The organism is Streptomyces sp. AC627_RSS907 (assembly GCF_019049165.1).
The window spans coordinates 1-561 of the sequence record NZ_JAGMUE010000932.1 but is presented as its reverse complement, the minus strand read 5'-3'; the positions used below and the strand labels follow the sequence as shown (position 1 = coordinate 561).

The window sequence follows — 561 nt, the reverse complement described above, 5'->3', positions numbered from 1 at the left end:
GACCGAGGCCGGCGACCGGGTCCTCGCCAGCCTGACCGAGGCGGTCGGCGCCACCCCGCCCGGCGTGCTGCTCGACGCCCGGATGCGGGACGCGTTCGTGGCGGGCGTGCGGGAACGCGCCGCGCTCCCCGAGGTGCGCGCCGGCCTGCCGGGCGAGGGCGCCGGGGTGCCGGGGCAACGGTCGCCGGACGGCTCGGTGCGCGCCGGGGTGCTCACCGTGCCCGCCGCCCACCTGGCCGCCGAAGGCCCGTACGACCTGCTGCTTGAGGAGTGCTTCGGCCCGGTCACCGTCGTCGCCCGCTACGCGCGGGAGGAGGAGATCGGCGCGGTGCTGCGGCGGCTGCCGGGGAACCTCACCGCCACCGCGCAGCTCAGCGCCGCCGAGTGCGGGGCCGACGAGACGGACGGTGCCCGGGCGGCGGAAGAGCCGGATGAGGCGCGGCGGCGGGCGGCTCGGCTGCTCGAACAGCTCACCCCGCTCGCCGGGCGGCTGCTGGTCAACGGCTGGCCCACCGGCGTCGCCGTCGCGCCGGCCCAGCACCACGGCGGCCCGTACCCGGC

General features: G+C 79.7%; 1 pseudogene. It reads left to right on the top strand.

Features of this window, described 5'->3' with window-relative positions:
• Positions 1 to 561, top strand: a pseudogene (locus KUM32_RS39525) (aldehyde dehydrogenase (NADP(+))); the annotation flags it as partial.